The organism is Dokdonella sp., from assembly GCF_019634815.1.
Classification (GTDB): Bacteria; Pseudomonadota; Gammaproteobacteria; order Xanthomonadales; family Rhodanobacteraceae; genus Dokdonella_A.
Genome location: NZ_JAHCAP010000011.1, coordinates 1 through 18,642, shown reverse-complemented (window position 1 = coordinate 18,642; position 18,642 = coordinate 1). Strand labels below are relative to the sequence as shown.

General features: G+C 66.1%; 15 protein-coding genes. 1 reads left to right on the top strand and 14 read right to left on the bottom strand.

Annotation, left to right across the window (positions count from 1 at the left end; all coding sequences use genetic code 11):
* The first annotated feature begins 30 nt into the window (after nt 1-30).
* Nucleotides 31-1,686: a tetratricopeptide repeat protein gene (locus KF759_RS07315; protein WP_291224070.1), complete on the top strand. Its 1,656-nt coding sequence runs from the start codon at nt 31-33 to the stop codon at nt 1,684-1,686.
* 40 nt (nt 1,687-1,726) lie between these two features.
* Here KF759_RS07315 and purD read toward each other — a convergent pair whose 3' ends face one another.
* From purD to KF759_RS07245, 14 genes are all read right to left on the bottom strand, one after another.
* On the bottom strand, nt 1,727-3,010 hold the full coding sequence (gene purD / locus KF759_RS07310; RefSeq protein ID WP_291224068.1) for a phosphoribosylamine--glycine ligase: 1,284 nt from the start codon (nt 3,008-3,010) through the stop codon (nt 1,727-1,729).
* Between the two features lie 385 nt (nt 3,011-3,395).
* Entirely contained in the window at nt 3,396-4,973 is a 1,578-nt protein-coding gene (purH, locus tag KF759_RS07305) for a bifunctional phosphoribosylaminoimidazolecarboxamide formyltransferase/IMP cyclohydrolase (RefSeq protein ID WP_291224066.1), read from the bottom strand.
* A 331-nt stretch (nt 4,974-5,304) separates the two neighbouring features.
* Entirely contained in the window at nt 5,305-6,654 is a 1,350-nt protein-coding gene (locus tag KF759_RS07300) for a hypothetical protein (protein WP_291224064.1), read from the bottom strand.
* A 486-nt stretch (nt 6,655-7,140) separates the two neighbouring features.
* On the bottom strand, nt 7,141-7,473 hold the full coding sequence (locus KF759_RS07295; RefSeq protein ID WP_291224062.1) for a helix-turn-helix domain-containing protein: 333 nt from the start codon (nt 7,471-7,473) through the stop codon (nt 7,141-7,143).
* A gap of 169 nt (nt 7,474-7,642) precedes the next feature.
* Complete coding sequence (locus tag KF759_RS07290) at nt 7,643-8,428, bottom strand: zinc-ribbon and DUF3426 domain-containing protein (protein ID WP_291224061.1); 786 nt, start codon at nt 8,426-8,428, stop codon at nt 7,643-7,645.
* 60 nt (nt 8,429-8,488) lie between these two features.
* The gene (locus KF759_RS07285) at nt 8,489-9,271 is read right to left on the bottom strand and encodes a YiiX/YebB-like N1pC/P60 family cysteine hydrolase (RefSeq protein WP_291224059.1); all 783 of its coding nucleotides are present in this window, start codon (nt 9,269-9,271) and stop codon (nt 8,489-8,491) included.
* Between the two features lie 76 nt (nt 9,272-9,347).
* Nucleotides 9,348-10,247: a 50S ribosomal protein L11 methyltransferase gene (gene prmA, locus KF759_RS07280; RefSeq protein ID WP_291224057.1), complete on the bottom strand. Its 900-nt coding sequence runs from the start codon at nt 10,245-10,247 to the stop codon at nt 9,348-9,350.
* Nucleotides 10,248-10,274: 27 nt separating this feature from the next.
* The gene (gene accC, locus KF759_RS07275; RefSeq protein WP_291224055.1) at nt 10,275-11,642 is read right to left on the bottom strand and encodes an acetyl-CoA carboxylase biotin carboxylase subunit; all 1,368 of its coding nucleotides are present in this window, start codon (nt 11,640-11,642) and stop codon (nt 10,275-10,277) included.
* A gap of 13 nt (nt 11,643-11,655) precedes the next feature.
* A complete protein-coding gene (gene accB, locus KF759_RS07270; protein WP_291224054.1) occupies nt 11,656-12,126 on the bottom strand; it encodes an acetyl-CoA carboxylase biotin carboxyl carrier protein in 471 nt (156 codons plus the stop codon).
* A gap of 48 nt (nt 12,127-12,174) precedes the next feature.
* Nucleotides 12,175-12,621, bottom strand: coding sequence for a type II 3-dehydroquinate dehydratase (gene aroQ, locus KF759_RS07265; protein ID WP_291224053.1), 447 nt, complete (start codon nt 12,619-12,621; stop codon nt 12,175-12,177).
* Between the two features lie 96 nt (nt 12,622-12,717).
* Nucleotides 12,718-13,254 carry a TlpA disulfide reductase family protein gene (locus KF759_RS07260; protein WP_291224052.1) on the bottom strand — a complete coding sequence of 179 codons (537 nt, stop codon included), beginning with the start codon at nt 13,252-13,254 and terminating at the stop codon, nt 12,718-12,720.
* Nucleotides 13,255-13,265: 11 nt separating this feature from the next.
* Complete coding sequence (locus tag KF759_RS07255; RefSeq protein ID WP_291224051.1) at nt 13,266-15,491, bottom strand: protein-disulfide reductase DsbD; 2,226 nt, start codon at nt 15,489-15,491, stop codon at nt 13,266-13,268.
* 71 nt (nt 15,492-15,562) lie between these two features.
* Nucleotides 15,563-15,883, bottom strand: coding sequence for a divalent-cation tolerance protein CutA (gene cutA / locus KF759_RS07250; RefSeq protein ID WP_291224050.1), 321 nt, complete (start codon nt 15,881-15,883; stop codon nt 15,563-15,565).
* 221 nt (nt 15,884-16,104) lie between these two features.
* Nucleotides 16,105-18,327, bottom strand: coding sequence for an endonuclease (locus KF759_RS07245; protein WP_291224048.1), 2,223 nt, complete (start codon nt 18,325-18,327; stop codon nt 16,105-16,107).
* Between the last annotated feature and the right edge of the window lie 315 nt (nt 18,328-18,642).

Sequence of the window (18,642 nt, the reverse complement as noted above, 5' to 3'; positions counted from 1 at the left end):
TTTCCTGCCCTGTCCATGGACTTCGATCCCATGCGTCTACGCCTCTTGCTCGCCTCGTTGCTTTCCCTTGGCCTGTTGCTGGCACTGCCCCTGGCTGCACAGCCGAGCGCGCCGGCGTCGCCGAAACTGCAGGCGGTACCCAGTCCCGATCTGTCGCGCCTGACGCCCGAGCGCGCCAGGGAACTGCGCGAGCAGCGCGCGAGTTTCGACAAGAGCAAGGACGTGCTGATCGGTGATCCACTCGCCGAGACCTATGCCCTGCTCGGTGCTGCCTATGCGCGCAATGGCCTGTTCGATGCTGCCGATGTCGCACTCGCCGATGCCACGGTGCTGGCGCCGCGCAATGGTGGCTGGGTCTATCTGCGTGGCCTGCTCGCGGCGATGCGCGACCAGCATGCACAGGCCCTGAAGCTGTTCGAGGGCGCGCACACGCTTTCGCCCGACTATCTGCCGATCGCGGTGACGCTCGCCACCGCGCTCATGGACGCCCGCGATCTGGAGGGTGCCAAGCGCGTGCTTGAGCCGTGGGCGCAGCGCAAGCAAGCGGTGCCGCTGACCTTGCTCGGTGACATCGCGATGCAGCAGAAGCGCCCCGCCGACGCGGTGGCGAGCTATCGCCGCGCGCTCGAGTTCCAGCCCGAGGCCAATCGCCTCAACGGTCTGCTCGCCGATGCGCTCGCCGCCAATGGTGATGCCAAGGGCGCAGCCGCCGAGCGCGTCAAGGCCGGTGACCGCATGCCCGGCCTGAGTGATCCGATCGGACGCCACATGTTCGGCGATCGCGCCTCGGCCGGTGATGCAGCCAAGCCTGCAGCCAGCCCGCGCGACCAGGCGATCGACAACGCACTCGCGCAGATGGAGGTCGGCAAGTATCCCGAGGCCCGCCGTACGCTCGATGCCGCGCTGCAGGCAAGCAAGAACGACTCGATGCTGCTCGCGCTCTACGGCCGCGTCGAGACTGCCGCAGGCAATCTCGATGCCGCGGCATCCCGCTTGCGCAGCGCGCTGGCCGCAGATCCGAAAAACTCGATGGCCCTGACCAGCGAGGCCCTGATCGCACAAATCCGCAACGACGATGCCGGCGCCGAACGCCTGTACCGCCAGGCGATCGAGATCGAACCCAGGCTGGTCAGCGCGCGTCTGGGTCTGGGTACCTTGCAGCAGCGCAACAAGCGCTACGACGATGCCCGTGTGCAGTACAAGGCGGTGCTGGGCGTGGACGCGCTCAATGCAGAGGCGTGGGCGCGCCTGGTGGCCGTCGATGCAATCAGCGGTCGCTGCGCGGAAACGCTCAAGACCCTCAACGACGCCTTGCGCGGCTCGCCCGATTCGCCGTTCCTGTTGCAACTGTTCGTGCGCAACGTCAGCACCTGCGCGGCGGCGAGCGCCGATGAAAAGCGCATGGCGCTCGATTACGCGAAGAAGATCTATCAGGCCAACAGCGCGCCGGTGCTGGCCGAAGCCTATGCGCTGGCGCTCGCGGCCAATGGCAAGTGGGACGAGGCGGTGGCCACCGAGCAGGGCGCGATGTTCATCGTGCTGCGTGATGGTGGCGAAAAGGCGCTGGTCCCGTATCGCGAGATCCTCGACCAGTTGCGCGCGCACAAATTGCCGACCTTGCCATGGTCGGCGAGTTCACCGCTGTTCAATCCGCAGCGTCCGCAGGTCGCGCCGCCCGCGAAGTAAGTGGTGCGCGCCGGAACGCCCGGGCAAGGCGTTCCGGCGGTCAGCGCCGCGCGAGTGCGCGATGGCCGATGTCGCGGCGCCAGAATGCGCCCTCGAAGTGGATGTCGGCAGCGGCCGCATAGGCCTTGTCGCGGGCGGCGGCGATGTCAATGCCGCGTGCACAGACGGTGAGCACGCGGCCGCCGGCGCTCACGATGCGGCCCTGCGCATCGAGCGCGGTGGCCGCGTGGAACACCTTGACGTCGGGATCCGGCTCGACGCTCAGGCCATCGATCACGTCGCCGCTGCGCGCCTTGCCCGGATAGCCGGCAGCGGCCACCACGACGCCGATCGCCGGACGCGCATCCCAACTCGCCATGCTGCGGTCGAGGCGGCCATCGAGCGCATCCTCGATCAGGTCGACGAGGTCGGTCTTCAGGCGCATCAGGATCGGCTGCGTCTCGGGATCGCCCAAGCGCGCATTGAACTCGATCACCTTGGGCGCGCCGTCTGCATCGATCATCAGGCCCGCGTAGAGGAAGCCGATGAAGGGCACGCCTTCGGCGGCCATGCCGGCGATGGTCGGGCGGATCACTTGCTCGAGGATGCGCGCCTCGACCGCGGGCGTGATCACCGGCGCCGGTGAATAGGCGCCCATGCCGCCGGTATTGGGGCCGAGGTCGCCCTCGTCGCGCCGCTTGTGGTCCTGGCTGGTCGCCAGTGGCAGCACGTTGCGGCCATCGCTCATGACGATGTAGCTGGCTTCCTCGCCGACGAGGAACTCTTCGATCACCACCCGCGCCGACGCTGCGCCGAAGCTGTGCGCGCCGAGCATGTCGCGCAGCGCGAGTTCGGCGTCCGCCTGGGTGAGCGCGACCACCACACCCTTGCCCGCGGCAAGGCCGTCGGCCTTGATCACGATCGGCGCGCCGTGGCGTCGCACGTGGGCCAATGCGAGCTCGAGATCCTCGAAAGTTGCATGGCGCGCGGTCGGGATGTTGCGGCGGACGAGGAACTCCTTGGCGAAGGCCTTCGAGCTTTCCAGTTGCGCCGCGATGCGGCTGGCACCGAAGCAGCGGATTCCGGCAGCATGAAAACGGTCGCTGACCCCTGCCGCGAGTGCGGCTTCGGGACCGACCACGGCGAGCGTGATGCCTTCGCGCTGGGCCAGCGCGAGCAGACCATCGACGTCGGTCATCGAGACCGGCGCATTGCGTACCCGCGGTTCGCGCGCGGTGCCGGCGTTGCCCGGGGCAACGATGATTTCGCGCACGCGCGGCGACTGCATGAGTTTCCAGGCGATGGCGTGCTCACGCGCACCGGAACCGATGACGAGGATTTTCATGGGGTGGGGAATCGGGCTCGGGGGCAAAGGGGGCGGGGCCCGAAGTTTGCCATGCAAACTCAGGGATTGATGCCGCGCAGCGGCGTCGCTGCCCCCTTAAGTCAGGGGGCGATTCGCGCCGCAGGCGCGAATGGGGGTGTGGGAAGGCAAGGCCGGGGCCCGAAGTTCGTTTGGCGAACTTCGGGATTGATGCCGCGCAGCGGCGTTGCTGCCGGACGTTGTTGGTTGTCGCTGGCACGAGGACCCTCGCGGTGCGAATGCTGCGGGCAATGCCCCCTGAGTCAGGGGGCGATTCGCGCCGCAGGCGCGAATGGGGGTGTGGGAAGGCAAGGCCGGGGCCCGAAGTTCGCCATGCAAGCTTCGGGATTGATGCCGCGCAGCGGCGTCAATGCCGGAAATGACGGATGCCGGTGAACACCATCGCCATGCCGTGTTCATCGGCAGCGGCGATGACTTCCTTGTCGCGCATCGAGCCGCCAGGCTGGATCACCGCGCGAATGCCGGTTTGCGCGGCGGCATCGATGCCGTCGCGAAACGGGAAAAACGCATCCGAGGCCATCACGCTGCCGGTGACGTCGAGTTTGGCGTCGACGGCCTTCATCGCCGCGATGCGCGCACTGACCACGCGGCTCATCTGGCCCGCGCCGATGCCGATGGTGCGGCTGCCGCGCGCGTAGACGATCGCATTCGACTTGACGAACATCGCCACATGCCAGGCAAACAGCAGGTCATGCAGTTCGCTCGCGTCGGGCACGCGACGCGAAACGATCTTGAGGTCGGACAGCAGCAAGGTATCGCGATCGCTGTCCTGCACCAGCAGGCCGCCGGCGATACGCTTGTAGTCCAGTGCCGGCGCCGCCGTTTCGTCCCATGCGCCGGTGGCGAGCACGCGTACGTTGGGCTTGCTGGCCAGCACTTCGACCGCTTCGGCATCGACCGCGGGCGCGACCACCACCTCGACGAACTGGCGCCCGATGATCATGCGCGCGACTTCGGCATCGAGCCGATGGTTGAAGGCGATGATGCCGCCGAACGCCGATACCGGATCGCAGGCCCAGGCGCGCTCGTAGGCTTCGCCGAGGTTGGTACCCAGCGCCACGCCGCAGGGATTGGCGTGTTTGACGATCACGCAGCTGGGCGTCTTGCGGAAGGCCTTCACGCATTCGAGCGCGGCATCGGCATCGGCGATGTTGTTGTAGGACAGTTCCTTGCCGGCGAGGATGCGCGCGTGGGCGACGGTGCCCGCGGGCGGGTGGCGCTCGACGTAGAGCGCGGCTTCCTGATGCGGATTCTCGCCGTAGCGCAGCGTCTGCCGACGCTCGAAGGACAGGCGCAGTGCATCGGGGAACGGCGTCGGCGCATCGCCGTCGATGCGCGTGCCCAGCCAATTGGCGATCAGGCCGTCATAGCGCGCGGTGTGGGCAAACGCGCTGGCCGCAAGCCGGCGGCGCAGCGTGAGCGAGGTGCCGCCCTTGGACAGCGCATCGAGCAGTTCGGCGTAGTCGACCGGATCGACGGCCACCGCGACGCGCTCGTGGTTCTTCGCGGCCGCGCGCAGCATCGCCGGCCCGCCGATGTCGATGTTCTCGATGGTCTCTTCGAGTGTGCTGTCGTGCTGATTGGAGACCCGCTCGAACGGGTAGAGGTTGACCACCAGCAGGTCGATCGGCGCGATCCCGAACTCGGCCATGATCGAGTCATCGACGCCGCGGCGACCAAGCAGGGCACCATGCACCGATGGGTGCAGGGTCTTCACGCGCCCATCCATGATCTCCGGAAAACCCGTGACCTGGCTGACGTCGGTGACGGCAAGGCCGGCCTCGCGCAGCGCGCGCGCGGTGCCGCCGGTGGAAATCAGCATGACGCCCAGCGCATCGAGCCCGCGCGCGAGATCGACGATGCCGGTCTTGTCGGAGACGCTCAGCAGGGCGCGGCGAACCGGCACCGGATGATGGCTGGACATGGCGCTTTCAATGCGGGAAACCAGCGATTATAGGGGCGTTTCCGTGCGCCGCCACCTGCTCGAGGCGGGGCGCGGTTGCGGCTGGTTTTGGCCGCGCCGTCCAGCCGTCGAGGCCGTGGAGCCGGAGTCCCTTGCGCAAGCTGGCGCGGCTGATTCCCGGAGAATTTGCCGTACGCTGTTGCTTGCCGCCGTGCCGGCCAGGCGCGCCGCGCTCACGATGCTCGTGGTCGAGGTCTTGCCGGTGCTCGCCGACCACGGCATGGTCGTCTCGGCTTGCGAGTCGCTGGCGAAGAACGGGAAATCATGGCGATCCCGCCCGCGAAGATCGGCTTCAGTTCGTGCGCGGCGGCGTCGGCCGTGCGTGCGTTGAATGCCCGGAATCGAGCCTCACGGCGCGGGACGTCAGATGCAACACCACCGTTCTGGGTTGCCCCGACGCGCGGTCTCCGCGAATGAGGATGCGCCGCCCATCGGGGGAGAGACGCACCAGGTCGATGGAACCCCAATCTTCGTCCCCGACGCCCAGTTCGGTGCTCAGCGAACGCAAGGACGTCATGCCGGTCGCCGATGTCCACAGATAAGGCCGATCGTTATAGGTTCCCGATGTCGGATTCGCGGGATCGGCGTTCTGCATATAAAGGCCAGCGACCACCGAGCCGTCGGATGAGGCGTCCTGGGCGTAATAAGTGCCATGAGGATCGGGATCGGCATCGGGAAGTGTGCCCAGAAACCCGAACTCGCCATTGTCTTTCAGGAACCAGTTGTTGGCGCCGAAAACGATGCTGCAATCGCTGTTGCAGGCGATGACTCCAGCCAGCTCGCTGCCATCGGGGGCCCGGAGAATGGTCGGAGGGCCGCCGCCCACCCAGCGAACTGCAATGAGCACCGGCCAATCGTTGTCACCGGCGAGGACCGTGTAACCGATGACGATGTTGCCATCGTCGGAAACCGCGCTCGCTATCGCAGAGTTGGCGAAATCGGGAGTTGGCAGAAGGTGCTGGGTGCCGCCATCGATGGCCCAGACCCAGGCTTGAGCCGGTTCGCCTGGGTTGATTCCACCGCCCACTGCAAACCGGAAATTCCTCGAAACGCTCTTTGCCTCCGAGTTGGTCGCTGTGCTCCCTGCCAGCGTCTGCCAGCCGCTCATACGATTCCACGTCACGATGTTCGCCGGGTCGGGCGGCCGCGAACCGTCGCTTGCAAGGACTGAAGATCCATCGGGCGAAATGAATACCGACGTCGGGGCGAGTGCCTTGGGCACACGCTCCCACATGCGCGTGTCCGGATGCCAAAGCACCAGCGTGTCGCCCTGCTTTCCCGCGATCGTGCCGTCGTTGGCGATTGAAATGGCAGCAGTGATGTCGGGATCGGCTGGCGTTGCCTCGGCGACGGGAATGTCATCCCACGTCACGCTGTACACTTCGCTGAACCGGCGCGCGCCGTAGGAACTCGTGGGCGGTTGCGACACTGTCCGCCCGGTTTGCACAGGAACATCCGACGCGGACTGCGCCACGCCGTCGCCGCGATTCTGCGTCGATATCGCCGAGCGCCAATTCCCGATGGCATCGTCGACCCTGTCGTGAGCCGCGCCGGCTGTCGCCGAAAGCAGCGCAAGAGCGCATAGCGTGTGAATGGACGCGCGCCGGGCGCGTGAAACGAAGATCGTGCGAACGAATCCCATGGCTGCTTGCTCCTTGTTTCTGCCTCGGCAGGTGCTTGCAGTCGGCCGCATTGCGTGAACTCTCGCAGCGCGGCCGAGTGGAAACCCTACGCCGCGAGGAGCGGGAGCGCAATCGATCCACCCACGCAGGCAGACGCCTGTCGCGATCCGCGGGAGTCATTCGGCAAAGACCCGGAAGAATCCGGTTTCGTCTGGTGCGTGCTCTTGCGGAGCGATCCGACGACCCGATTCGCCCTGGGGCCATCGCCAATCCAAAATCACCTTTCTCGCAAGAAAGCCGGAGAGCCGCATGCGTTCAAGGAGGGCAGCTTGCGGCGCTGCATTGGCCGCACGGCGTCGACCGAGCGCGGCACGCTGCGCTCTGCACAAGCCTGCTTGCCTGGGATGTTCGGCGAGAAAGGGCTGAGACTCGGCCGAGTCGCACAGCTGATCAGATGCGAGAAGGGATCGCTCGCGCAGCGCCGATGCAAGCCGGCGCGCTTGAGCTCAATCGGTCAGGCCGTAGAGCTGGAGTTTCTTGCGCAAGGTGGCGCGACTGATTCCCAGTGCCGTTGCCGCGCGGCTTTGGTTGCCCTCGTACCAGCCGAGCACCTCGCGCAGCAAGGGCAGTTCGACTTCCTGCAACACCAGTGCATGCAGGCCCCCGCCGGGCTCGGATTCCACGTCGGCGAGGTAGCGGCGCACCGCGCGCGCGACGCATTCGCGCAAGGCAGGTTGCAAGGTCGGTTCGTGCGACGCGTCGGCGCGCAGCGAAGTGGCAGCAGTCACGAGCTCAGGCCCCAGATTGTCGAAGCGTGCTTCCCTGTAGCGAGCGGGCATGCCCGCAGGCATGCCGAAAGACGATAGTAGCGAGCGTTGCGCGCCTTGGTAAGCCCCGGTTTGCGCTTGTTTGCAGATTTCACGACGAATGTGTTTCGGCGCGGTCACTTGCGCGTGTGTGCTGATGCACATCTGCGGGATCGCGCGCAAGCGCCTGTTGTGATTCGCACTACTGGAAACTGAACTCGAAAGCGACCGCATCCTTGCCCGGATCGGCAACTTCGAACACGAGCGCGGCGCTGGCGCCGGCGGCGATGCCGCTGCTGATGGTGTGGCTGTCGGAAAGATAGTCGCGCGGCTGGAAGCGACGCATCGCCACGCGCTTGTCGTCGAGATTGGACAGCGAGACCTCGACCGTCGGCCAGGTTTGCGCGAACGGTGCATCGTTGCGCAAGGTCGCCGAGATCACCAGCGCGCCCGGGACTGAAGGATGCGGATGGATGTCACGCGAAAGAAGTTCGAGGGTGGCGACCTCATGGCGCAGCGGCAGGCTGCAATGCAGCTGCGCGCACAGCGGCTCGAGTACGCTGCGCACTCGCGGATCGTCGATCCAGCGCGCGCGCTCCGACCAGGCGATCTGCACACCCAGCAACAACAGCAGGCCGGCGCAGGCCAGCACCCAGCCGCGGTCGCGCGTGGTGCGCGGGCGCTTCGCGCGCGCGAAGGTTGGCAAGCTGCTGCGCCGATGCTGGCGCTTGCGCGCGGCCGGTTCGGCGAACAAGGCGATCTGCGCCGGATTGGGCCGCAATACCGGCGCGTCCAGTCGTGGCGGTTCGCTGCGGGCGAGATGCGCGGGCAGGCGCTCGATTGGCTCGGGTGGCAGTTGTGCGGCAAGCGTGACGAGAGCGTCGAACACGATCGCGCAGTCACTGCAGCGGACATTGCCGTGTGCGGCGGCAATCGTTTCACCGTCGATGCGATAGATCGTCAAGCACTGCGGGCATTGCGTATACATGGATGACGCGGGCGCGAACGAAGCAGGTAGTCTAAGCCAGCGGCCTGCGCTGCGTCAGCTTCACTTCATTGCGGAACCGGAGTCGACCGGTGCAGCCGCTTTCGCCCAGGTCAACAGGTGCGGATCGAAGCCGTGTTCGAGAGTCGGCTTGATGATGCGGAAATAGGGCGAGACATCGAAATCGCGCGGCGCGAACAAGCGCGAATCACGAATGTGGAGGATCTGCCGCGCGTAGCGCTGACCCATTGCGGTTTCTTCCCAGCTGACTTCGATATCGGGCAGGATCGGATAGCGCACCGATTCAAACGCGGCGGCAATCAGCGAGGAGCAGATCGCGCGCGTGGGGTCGCCGCCGCCGAGTGCGAGCAAGCGGCGCCGATACCGCTCGGGAACCGGTGGTTCGGTGATCAGGTAGCGCGCCAGATCGAAGATGTTGCGCAGGTCGTAGCGCTGTCCCAGTCGCGCGATCGCGTAGCCGATGACGCTTTCGATTTCTTCTTCGTGCAGGCCGACCGGACGGCAGATGCGCGTGTGCACGTGCGCGTAACGGCTCACCGGCACGGCGCGCACGCCGTCGTTGACGTCGGCCTCGACCAGCATCGTCTCGCCGCCGAAACGATCCGCGAGCGCGTCGCCCACATACAGCGCAGAATGCGACCAGGTCGATTGGGTGATGTAGCGGATCGCGCCGGCAAAGCGACTGGTGCCCTCGACCAGCAGCACATCACCCTTGCGCAGGGTCGCGGCAAGCAGGCCGGGACGGCTGGTGGTGATCGACAGGCGGTCGCGCGGCCGGGCGAGGAAACCGGCAAGCTTGCGGCCGAGCCAACGGGGCAGGCTCACGAGGACCTCACGGGCAGGAACCGAACGACATTCTAGTCACCGTGGCGCACGGAATCGGCACTGCGCTGGCGCAAGTTCAGCTGCGCCGCCGACCATCGATGCGCACCCAATCCTCGCGCTGGCTCACCTGCAGTCGCTCGAACCACTGCGCGTAGATCGTCAGCAGTTCTTCGTGCTGGCCCCGCAGGATGCCCGAGATCGCGAACGGTGCACCGGGTTTGCAGGAGCGTGCGAAACGGGGCGCAAGCTGTGCCAGCGGGCCGGCGAGGATGTTGGCGACGAACACATCGGCGGGTGTGTCGGTGAAATCTTCCGGCGCGTACAGTTCGAGACGATCGGCCACCGCATTGCGTTCGGCATTGTCGTGACTCGCCTGCAGCGCCTGCGGATCGTTGTCGATGCCGATCACCTGCGCCGCGCCGAGCTTGAGTGCGGCGAGCGCGAGCACGCCCGAACCGCAGCCGAAATCGATGAGCTGCTTGCCGGCGAGATCGAGACCATCGAGCCATTCCAGGCACAGCGCCGTGGTCGGATGCGTGCCGGTGCCGAAGGCCAGCCCCGGGTCGAGGCGCACGATCACCGCATCGGGTTCATCTGTGGGCGGCTCGAAGTTCCAGGGATAGATCCACAGCCGCCGACCGAAGCGCATCGGCTTGAAGTCCTCCATCCACACCCGCGTCCAGTCCTGATCGGCGATCTCGCGGAAGCGCAGCTGCGCGGGTTCGAGCTCGGGCAGCAGATCGAGCAGAACCTGCAGCAGGCCCGCGCGATCGGTGTCGGCGTCGAACAGTGCCGACAGGGCGATCTCGCCCCACAATGGCGTCTCGCCGACCCCGGGTTCGAGGATCGCGCGCTCGTTGGGCGTGTCGGCGTCGGCGTCGAGCAAGGTCACCGCAAGCGCGCCGGCGTCCTCGAGCGCGAGTTCGGTGCGCTCCTGGTCACTGGCGCGGATCGTGAGGGAGAGTTCGAGCCACATCGTGGGTTGATCGATCGCGGGCCGGAATCAACCCAGGCCGATCGACTTCTCGCGCATCTCGGCCATGCGCTTTTCCAGGTAATGGATGTTCTGGCCGCCGCTCTGGAAGCCGCCATCGGCCATGATGCGCTGCTGCAGCGGGATGTTCGACTTGACGCCTTCGATCACCATTTCCGACAGTGCGATGCGCATGCGCGCAATCGCGGTGGCGCGGTCGCGGCCATGCACGATGAGCTTGCCGATCATCGAATCGTAGTTGGGCGGAATGCGATAGCCGTCGTAGATGTGCGTATCCACGCGCACGCCCGGTCCACCCGGTGATTCGAAACGCTTGACCGTGCCCGGACTGGGCAGGAAGCTGTCGGGATCCTCGGCGTTGACGCGGCACTCGATCGCGTGGCCGTTGAGCACGACATCGCTCTGGCGGATCGAGAGCTTCTCGCCGCCCGCGATCAGCAGTTGCTCGCGCACGAGGTCGATGCCGGTGACCAATTCGGTGACCGGGTGTTCGACCTGGATGCGGGTGTTCATCTCGATGAAGTAGAAGCGGCCATTCTCGTAGAGGAACTCGAAGGTGCCGGCGCCGCGATAGCCGATGCGCTTGCAGGCCTCGACGCAAACCTCGCCGATCTGCGCGCGTTGTTCGGGCGTGATGCCCGGCGCGGGCGCTTCCTCGACGACCTTCTGGTGACGGCGCTGCATCGAGCAGTCGCGTTCACCCAGATGAATCGCGTTGCCTTGGCCGTCGGCGAGCACCTGGATTTCGATGTGACGCGGATTCTCCAGATACTTTTCCATGTAGACCTCGCCATTGCCGAACGCGGCCTTGGCTTCGGACTTGGTCATCTGGATCGCGCTCGACAGATGTCCTTCGGTGTGCACCACACGCATGCCGCGGCCACCACCACCGCCGGCTGCCTTGATGATGACCGGGTAGCCGATTTCGCGCGCGATTTTGGTATTGGCTACCACGTCATCGCCGAGCGGGCCACCCGAGCCGGGCACGCAGGGCACGCCCGCGGCGCGCATTGCGCGAATCGCCTCGACCTTGTCGCCCATCAGCCGGATCACCGGCGCGGTCGGACCGATGAAGATGAAGCCCGACTTCTCCACGCGTTCGGCGAAGTCGGCGTTCTCCGACAGAAAACCATAGCCCGGATGGATCGCCTGGGCGTCGGTGACTTCGGCGGCGGCGATGATGCGCGGGATGTTGAGGTAACTGTCGGCAGAAGGCGCAGGCCCGATGCAGATCGCCTCGTCGGCCATGCCGACATGTTTGAGATTGCGATCGGCGGTCGAATGCACGGCCACGGTGCGGATGCCCAGCGTATGGCAGGCACGCAGGACGCGGAGCGCGATTTCGCCGCGATTGGCGATGACGATTTTTTCGAGCATGGGATTCGTCGCTTCAACCAATCACGAACAAGGGTTCGTCGAATTCCACCGGCTGACCGCTGTCGACGAGAATGGCAAGCACGGTGCCGGCAACATCGGCTTCGATCTGGTTGAACATCTTCATCGCTTCGATGATGCCGAGCGTGTCGCCGGCCTTGACGCTCTGGCCGACCTTGACGAAGGGGGGAGCTTCCGGATTGGCCGAGGCGTAGAACGTGCCGACCATCGGTGACTTGACCACGGTGCCTTCGGGCAGCGCCTTGCTGCCCGCGGCGGGTGCGGGCGCTGCGGCAGCCGGCGCGCTCGCGGCGCTGGCAGGGGCCTCGACGCGCATGGGTTGCGCCGACATCGCGGGCGCCGACATCACCATGCCCTTGGGCATGCGCGACAGGCGCACGATTTCCTCGCCTTCCTTGATTTCCAGTTCGGCGAGGTTGGATTCCTCGAGCAGGTCGATGAGTTTCTTGATCTTGCGCAGATCCATGGGCTTCTCTCGGTGGGGCGACGCCGGTTTGCGCTCGGCGCGCAGTGATCAGGTGGTGCGTTCGATGCGGGCAATTGCCGCGGCCAGTGCCAGGCCGTAGCCAATGGGTCCGAGTCCGCAGATCACGCCGACTGCAAGATCGGAAAACCAGGAATGCTGGCGGTATGACTCGCGCGCGTGGATGTTGCTGAGGTGGACCTCGATGAAGGGCACGCCGACCGCGGCCAGCGCGTCGCGCAGCGCGAGGCTGGTGTGGGTGAAGGCGGCCGGATTGATGAGGATGATGGCGGTGCCGTCGGCGCGCGCGGCATGCACGCGCTCGATCAGGATGTGCTCGGCATTGGACTGGAGGCTCGTCAGGGCGTGGCCGGCCGCGCTCGCGCGTGCGGCGAGATCGGCGTCGATCTCGGCCAGGGTCGTGTGGCCGTAGATCTCCGGCTCGCGGCTGCCGAGCAGGTTGAGGTTGGGGCCGTGCAGAACGAGGATCTTCGCCACCAGGCAGTCCGGGTCTCAAAACAGGGGCGCTAGTCTGGTCGCTCGGGCCTGATCTGTCCAGTTCGGCGATGTTTGCGAGAGTTTTGCCGAGATTGGCTACAAATGTGGTTTTATCCACTCATCGAGCGCCGTGGCACTGAACTCACCAAAATGCTGGGCGAGGATGCGCCCATCCCGCCCGATCAGCACCGTGTAGGGCAGGACTCGCCGCGCATTGCCGTACGTTGACGACAAATCGCGCTTCGATGCGGGCGGATCGATGAGGATCGGATAGCTCACGGGGTGGTCGGCAAGAAAGTCGCGCGTGGCCGCTGTCTCGTCCACCGCAATGCCGACCACCGCAAGGCCATGGGGTGCCTCGCGTTGGGCGACCTTGCTGAGCAAGGGCATCTCGTTGCGACAGGGCGCGCACCAACTGGCCCAGAAGTTGAGGACGACGAGTTTGCCGTTCCATTCGCTGATGTGGCGCAAGCTGCCGTCGACATCGGGTCGCGCGAAATCGGCACGCAGGCGACCCACTTCGGCGTAGGCAGCGCCGCCGCGCTGCGGCTTGAGCCAGTGCCCGGCGAGCGCACCCGCACCCGCGGCGAGCAGGGCCGCGAGCACGATCCAGAGGTGGGGGCGTTGCAACATCGCCGCCGCGCTCAGGGACTGCCGATGAGCGCGCTTTCGACGATGCCGTGGGTGAGCACGGTCGGCAGCACTTGCCCCGGCCCTTCCTGACCGGCGCGGAACACCACATAGAGCGGCACGCCGACTGCCTTGTAGTCCTTGAGGAAGGCACTGATCGCCGGGTCTGAATTGGTCCAGTCGCCGGTCATCAGCACCATGTCATTGCGCTTGAGCAGGTCGCGGAATGCATCGGTGTGGATCACGGCCTTCTCGTTGACCTTGCAGGTCACGCACCAATCGGCGCCCATGTCGACGAAGACGCCGCGACCTGCGGCGCGCAGCTCGGCCAGACGCTGCGCGGAGTAGGGGACGGCGTCGCTGGCGGCGGCCTGCGACGAAACCGGTGCGAGCGCATGGATGCGCGCCAGCGGCAGAAACGCCGCGAGCACGACCAGGGCCGCAATCGCACGCAGGGCGAAACTGCGCGAACGACTGCGCTCCCAGGCCCACAGGCCGAGCGCGAGCACCACGGCCCCTGCCAGCAGGTAGCCGACCGCGTCGATGCCCCGCTGGTTGCCGAGCACCCACGCCAACCAGACCGCGGTGAGATAAAGCGGAAACGCGAGCAACTGCTTGAGCGTTTCCATCCACGCGCCCGGTCGCGGCAGGCGCTGTGCCAGCGCGGGCACGAAGCCGATCAAGAGAAACGGCAGGGCCAGTCCCAGACCGAGCATGAGGAAGACCAACAAGCCCAGCCACGCCGATGCGGTGAACGCGTAAGCCAAGGCCGAACCCATGAAGGGCACCGTGCACGGACTGGCGACCACCACCGCGAGCACGCCGGTGAAGAAATCGCCGCTGGCGCCCCGGCGCGCGGCAAGGCCGCTGCCGATATTGGTGAGGCCGACGCCAATGTTGAACACGCCCGACAGGCTCAAGCCAATCGCGAACATCACGTAGACGAGGGCACCGACGAACAGCGGCTGCTGCAATTGGAAGCCCCAACCCAGCGCATGACCCGCGGCGCGCAGGCCGAGCGCCGCCAGCCCGACCGCGGCAAACGCGACCAGCACGCCGGCGGTGTAGATCAAGGCGTGGCGTTTGGCTGCCTGTGCGCTCTCGCCGCTGTGGGCAAGGCCAAGCACCTTGAGCGAAAGCACCGGCAAGACGCAGGGCATGAGGTTGAGGATCAGGCCGCCGAGCAGGGCCGACAGCAGCACCACCAGCAGGTTTGTCGGCGCCTGCCGTGGCGCGCTGCTGCGTGAGGCGTTGTCGGCCGAGGCGTCGGGAGAGGCTGCGCGCGCTGGCGCGGGGACGAAGGCGGCCTTGGCCGCGGACAGTTCCGCAGCGCTCGCCGCGGGCAGCGCAATCGTCACGTCCTTCTGCATCACCGGATAGCAGATGCCGTTGTCCTGACAGCCCTGATACTCGGCGTGCAGGGTGATCGACTGCGCGGCGCCGTTGTCGCGCGCGAGATCGATCGGCAGTTCGACTTCGTCGAAGTACACCGGCACGGTACCGAAGTGCTCATCGGTGTGATCGACGCCCTTGGGCCATTGCGGCGCGCCGAGCGCGACGCCCTTGCCCGCGGCGATCGCGACGTCACTCTTGTCGCGATAGAGGTAATAGCCCTTGGGCATCGACCAGCGCGCAAGCACCCTGGTCGGGCCGAGTGCGATGGCTTCGAACACGAAAGCCTGCTCGGCCGGCAGCGGCATCTGCGTCGCCACGCCGATCGCGCCGGGTTGGTTGCTGCCAAGCTGGATCAAGGGCGCCTGGCCAGCGCTCAGCAGCCCGGTCGCGGGCGCAGCCGCTGCCGGGGAAGCCGGCAGGTCGAGCTTGAGTTGGGTCGGATGGGGCGGGTAGCAGATCTTGGGTTCGATCTCGTGGCAGCCCTGCACCGTGATGGTGACAGCGGCGCCCTGGATCGCTTGCGCGAGCGTGTAAGGCAGGCTCGCGGAGAGACTGCCGTGATAGATCTCGACATCGCCCTGAAACTCGTCGTGCACGGGCTCGCCGGCAGGCAGTTCGAGATGGCCGAGTGCGAGATCGCTTTGGCTGCTCTTGGCCTTGATGCGCTCGCGATACAGGTAATAGTCCTTGGCGATTTCGACCTTGATCGCAATGCGGCCGGGTTCGGCGACGCTGGCGCTGAGCTTGAAGGCCTGCTCGACCGGCAACAGGCCATCCTGCGCCTGTGCCATTGCGCCACCTGCAAACAGGCAGGCGCCGAGCAGCGCGATCCACGGCTTGAACATGAAGCGAATCTCCCGATGATGGCCTCGCGCGAGCGGCGGGCCGGGCTTTGACCATTTTCCAGCGGCAACGTTCACGGCGCGCCTGTCTGTGTGTCCAGCCAATGCAGGTAGGGCGCGCTGCCGCTGCTCGCGCTGAAAGCGAGCAATTCCGGAACCTCGTAGGGGTGCAGCTCGGTCACGCGCGCGACCAATGCGTCCCAGCACACCGATGCGGTCTTGATCAGCAGCAACGCTTCATCGTCATGCTGGACCTGTCCCTGCCAGCGATACACCGATTGCACCGCCGGCACCATCTGCACGCAGGCGGCCAAACGCTCCTCGACCAATGTGCGGGCGATGCGCTGCGCGCTGGCCGCGTCGGGACAGGTGCAGTGGACGAGCAGGGCGGACATGCGAGGCGAGGAGCAGCGAAGGGGTCTGCGATGGTCGCACAAATCGGAATCGGGAATCGGGAATCCGGTTGGCGCTGGACTTCAACTGCATTGTCCCTTCTCCCGTCACAGAGAAGGGCATCCTCCGGTTTTTCCGGCAACCTTCGGTCGAGATTCGACGCAAATCAGCATCGGCAATCGGCCGCCTCGCGTGAAGCAGGGCGGCCGTTGCCGGTGGATCTTCAGTTCGACTCGAAGCCGTTCCTGAAGATCGTGTCGTCCGGCTGCGCCAGTTCGCAATTTGCGGGCTGGCTCGACTGGAACAGCGCAAGCGTCGCCCACTCGGGGTGATCGACGAAGGGATTGCGGTTGCCCTGGAAGGTCTGGATGAGGTCGTTGCGCGCGACTTCCTCGGCATCGGGCGGATCGGCCAGGTGCCAGGCGAGCAGGTCGGTGAGCAGGCCCATGTAGGCCTTGGCCGCGGTGTTGTTCGTATTGACGATGAGGCTGCGCGTATCGGTGAGCTCGAGATCGGGAATGTTGCCATCATGCGCATCCTCGGCGCTGATGCCTTCGTAGCGGATCGCCATGTAGAACATTGCGCGCGCCATTTCGCCCTTGCGGTGATCCCATACTTCGAACGAGCCGGTGCTGCCATCGGGCGTCTTGACCCAGTTGGAATGACCGGGGCCGCCGACGCCATTGTTGGCTTCGGTGGCCAATTCGCCGCAACCGCTGCTGCAGTTCGCATAGGGCTTGTTGCCACGCGATGCGTTCTGGTCCTTGTCCGACAGCCACAGCATGTGGGTGTCGGTGTAGGCGGCCAGGCTGCTGTTGGCAAAGCCCAGCGAATTGGGCCAGGTGTGCTCGCGGTTGTAGGTGAGGCCGCCGCCCTGGCCGGCGCGATCGCTGACCGTGTTGTAGGAGCGGTTGCGGTAGACATCGATGATCTTGGCCGGATTGTTCGGATCCTGCTGGGCGAGTTCGAGTATGGTCCAGGTGTTGGTGCCCGAGCCGCTGTAGGGATAGATCGTGTGGCCCTTGATCGTCTCGTGCAGCGAGCAGCGCAACTGCGCGGGCGAGCTGGTGTTGACGTGCTGGTAATAGGCATCGACCGTGCTGCTGTCGGCGACGCTGAAGTGGATCGGTGCCGCCGTGCCCAGCGCGATGCCCGAGCCGTTGTGCACGAGGCTGCCATCGATCGTGAACACGCAGGCGGCGCCGGCGGGCAGCAATTGATCCGGAGTCAGCACGTGTTGCGTGCCGCCGCCGCTGGCGGTGATCGCCTGAGGATTGCCGGCGCAGGAGAGCGCGAATGCTCCCGCATCGGCGGTCACCGCTTCATTGAACACGATGCGGATGTCGGCAGCACGCGGCACGTTGACGGCGCCGTCGACCGGCTGCGTGGAGACGATGGTCGGCGGCGGAATGTTCTGTGGATCGAAGGTCGCGAAGCCAATCACGACGTCGCCGCCCGTGAGCGTATCAAGCGTGCCGTCGAGGTCGGTGATCTCGGATGCGTGCAAGGTCCAGGTGCAGGACTCGGCCTGCGCAAAAGCCGGTGCGACGGTGAAGGTATAGCTGGTCGGCCCGGCACTCGCAGCCAGCGTGTGCGCGCCGGAAATGCTGCAGCTGAGCGTGTACCAGGCGCTGCCGAGCGTGACCGGTTCATTGAAGACCGCAGCGAGCGTCGCCGCGAGCGGCACCTGGACCGCGCCGTTCGCGGGAGAGGTCGAAACGAGGGTGGGCGGATTATCGACCGGCGGACCGCCGGCGACCGCGAAGCTGACATCGTCGATCGCCAGGCCGTCTTCGGCGCCCTGGATGTCTTGATCGGCCCAGCGCACCCAAAGGCTCTGACCGACACCGAGATTGAGCCCGGTGATCGAGGCGCTGATCACGCTGCGGTTGGCGCTGGCATTGCCGTCGCGCGGGCCGATTGCACCGCTGGTGACGGGCGAGGCGAAATCGAGTGCGGAGATCGAAGTCCAGGTTGCCGCGGCGTCGACGAGCGAAGTGGCATCGAGGCTGTACTGGAACTGCAGCGCATCGGCACGACCGCTTGCGCCCAGGCGCCACTGCTCGCCGGTGTAGCTCACGACGATCTCGCTCAGCGCGTTGGCGGTGTCGTTGCGCAGCTGTGCGCCGAAGGTCGGTTGCAGGCTGCCCGATCGGATCGAGCCCAGCGCGCGCTCGCTGCTGCCGACCGTGCCGTAGCTGTAGGTGTTGCCGCTGTTGAGCGTGCCATCGTCTGCTGCATAGCTGGTGTTGGCGTTGGTGCCGGCTTCGACGAAGGACCAGCCATCAGGCACGCTGGTACCGGTATTGGCGGCAGCGAGACTGTCGAAGGATTGCACGGGTGGCGTGCCACCGACCAGCGAGACGTACTGTGCGGCGGCGTACGGCGTGAACAGGACAAGCAGGAGGCTCGACGCGATGCGCGCCGTGGATTGACGTTTGGACATGAGGATCCCCAGGAAAGCCCGCGTCCGCTGCGGCCAGACAGTGCAAACGCCGGAGTCTATCAGGCCTGCAACCTGGCAGGTCCCGCACCTGCGAGGGCAGGGCGCCGGATGCCGGCGTGCACGCCGTCGCGGCAGCGCCGGGTTCGCTGCGCACGAGCAAGACATGTAACCCGTGGGCTGCAAACCTTGAATGTGCCCCGGGCGACTCCATCTGGACGTCGTGCCCGCAGCCCCCTTCCCCAAGGGCTTGCTGCGCGGCTAAACTTGGCACTCAGCAGTGTTGATTGCTAACAAATCCAGATTAATCCTTTCCCG

Excerpts from the sequence above, each read along its gene's own strand:
- KF759_RS07315 (WP_291224070.1), top strand. The coding sequence starts at position 31 with ATGCGTCTACGCCTCTTGCTCGCCTCGTTGCTTTCCCTTGGCCTGTTG.
- purD (WP_291224068.1), bottom strand. The coding sequence starts at position 3,010 with ATGAAAATCCTCGTCATCGGTTCCGGTGCGCGTGAGCACGCCATCGCC.
- purH (WP_291224066.1), bottom strand. The coding sequence starts at position 4,973 with ATGTCCAGCCATCATCCGGTGCCGGTTCGCCGCGCCCTGCTGAGCGTC.
- KF759_RS07300 (WP_291224064.1), bottom strand. The coding sequence starts at position 6,654 with ATGGGATTCGTTCGCACGATCTTCGTTTCACGCGCCCGGCGCGCGTCC.
- KF759_RS07295 (WP_291224062.1), bottom strand. The coding sequence starts at position 7,473 with ATGCCCGCTCGCTACAGGGAAGCACGCTTCGACAATCTGGGGCCTGAG.
- KF759_RS07290 (WP_291224061.1), bottom strand. The coding sequence starts at position 8,428 with ATGTATACGCAATGCCCGCAGTGCTTGACGATCTATCGCATCGACGGT.
- prmA (WP_291224057.1), bottom strand. The coding sequence starts at position 10,247 with ATGTGGCTCGAACTCTCCCTCACGATCCGCGCCAGTGACCAGGAGCGC.
- accC (WP_291224055.1), bottom strand. The coding sequence starts at position 11,642 with ATGCTCGAAAAAATCGTCATCGCCAATCGCGGCGAAATCGCGCTCCGC.
- accB (WP_291224054.1), bottom strand. The coding sequence starts at position 12,126 with ATGGATCTGCGCAAGATCAAGAAACTCATCGACCTGCTCGAGGAATCC.
- KF759_RS07260 (WP_291224052.1), bottom strand. The coding sequence starts at position 13,254 with ATGTTGCAACGCCCCCACCTCTGGATCGTGCTCGCGGCCCTGCTCGCC.
- KF759_RS07255 (WP_291224051.1), bottom strand. The coding sequence starts at position 15,491 with ATGTTCAAGCCGTGGATCGCGCTGCTCGGCGCCTGCCTGTTTGCAGGT.
- cutA (WP_291224050.1), bottom strand. The coding sequence starts at position 15,883 with ATGTCCGCCCTGCTCGTCCACTGCACCTGTCCCGACGCGGCCAGCGCG.
- KF759_RS07245 (WP_291224048.1), bottom strand. The coding sequence starts at position 18,327 with ATGTCCAAACGTCAATCCACGGCGCGCATCGCGTCGAGCCTCCTGCTT.